At 72.2% G+C, this 1,661-nt stretch carries 1 protein-coding gene; it reads right to left on the bottom strand.

Annotated features, from left to right (window positions below; translation table 11 throughout):
• Positions 1-1,661 (bottom strand): AMP-binding protein (locus ACYVE9_RS25845; RefSeq protein ID WP_461030315.1); only part of this gene is annotated, 1,661 nt, incomplete at both ends.

The following is a 1,661-nucleotide window of genomic DNA, read 5'->3' as shown; positions in this document are numbered from 1 at the left end:
TGGGGGACGTCCCCCACCGCGTGCAGCGAGTCGGCGCGCTGCCACACCGGGCGCAGGAACCAGTCCGGCACGGTCGTGGCCGTTCCGAGCAGCACCTCGGACTCGCGCACCTCCCGGTCGAAGTCACCCGCCTCGAACTGCTTGCGCAGCCGAGTCCGTTGGATCTTGCCGATCTCCGTCTTGGGAATCGCCGACGGCTCCACCGGCAGCAGGTACGCCGGGCTGACGCCGATCTCCCTGGTCACCTTGCCGCGGACGGTCCGCAGCGCCTCCGCCACGTCCTGGCCGGGGGCGACGTGGAGGAACAGCGCCAGCTCGTCCGTGCCCGCGCCCTGCTCGGTGCGCACCGCGCACGCCGCGGTGAAACTGCTCACCACACAGGGCAGTTCCTCCACACAGGCCTCGATCTCGTGGCTGTAGTGGTTGACGCCGTTGACGATGATGACGTCCTTGGCGCGGCCGGTGATGTACAGCTCACCCGCGCGCAGGAACGCCAGGTCGCCGGTCTCGAACCAGCCGTCGGCGGTGAAGGACTCCGCGTTGGCCCGGGCGTTGTCGTGGTAGCCGGAGGTGACGGAGGTGCCGCGCACCTGGAGGCGCCCGACGGTGCCCTCGGTGACGACGTGCTCCGCCTCGTCCACGATCCGCATGGCGAAGCCCGGGTAGGGCAGTCCGCAGCTGACGAACGTGCCCTCGTCGGGCTGGGGTTCGGCTGCGAGGTGGGTGTCGGTCACCACCGAGCACGTCTCGGACATGCCCCAGCACGGGTGCATGACGTCCTGCGCCAGCCCGTAGGGCTCCAGGACCTTCAGGAAGCGCCGCGCGGTGGCCGCGACCACCACCTCCCCGGCGTTCATCACCAGGCGCATCGGCGACAGGTCCCAGTCGCGGCCGGCCAGCCGGTCCGCCTGCTCACCGACCAGGCCGAAGGCGAAGTTGGGCGCCCAGGTGACGCTGACCCGGTGCCGGTCGGCGAGGTCCAGCCAGCGCAGCGGGTCCTCCAGCACCCACGACGTCGGGGCGTGCACCTGCCGGCAGCCCAGGTAGACGTCCCGCAGGTGGAACATCACCACACCGGTGACGTGGTCCAGCGGGATCCAGTTCAGTGAGACGTCGGTGTCCGTCAGCGAGTTGAGGTGCGCGGTCGCGGCGGACCGGGTCAGGACGTGGTGGTGGCTCAGCCGGACGGCCTTGGGCAGGCCGGTGCTGCCGGACGTCAGCAGCATCAGAACGGTGTCCTCCGGCCGTGCCGGATGCCAGTCGGCGTCGGCGGGACCCGTGCGCAGCGCGTCCACGGTGGTCAGCCGCAGGCCCGTCCACCCCCGGCGTTCGGCCAGCGCGCGCAGCTCCGGCTCACCGGCCGCCGACGTGACGATCCACGGCCGGTCCAGCATCCGCCAGACGCCTTCCAGCTTCGCGACCGGCGCCGAGGCGGTCCGGTAGGAGGCGGGCACGGTCAGCGGCACGGCGACGAAACCGCCGAGCACGCAGCCCCAGAGCGCGGCGACGAAGTCCTCGGTGTCCTCGCACTGGAGCACCACCTGGTCACCGGGGCGCAGCCCGGCCGCGCGCAGCCCGCCCAGCACCCGGGACGCCTCCTCGACCAGGGAGGCGTAGTCGCGGCGCCGCTCGGTGCCGTCGGCCCGTACGTGCACGATCTC

This window comes from Streptomyces sparsus (assembly GCF_054776295.1).
Note: the sequence above shows the minus strand (reverse complement) of the source record. Positions and strands in the feature narration are given on the sequence as shown.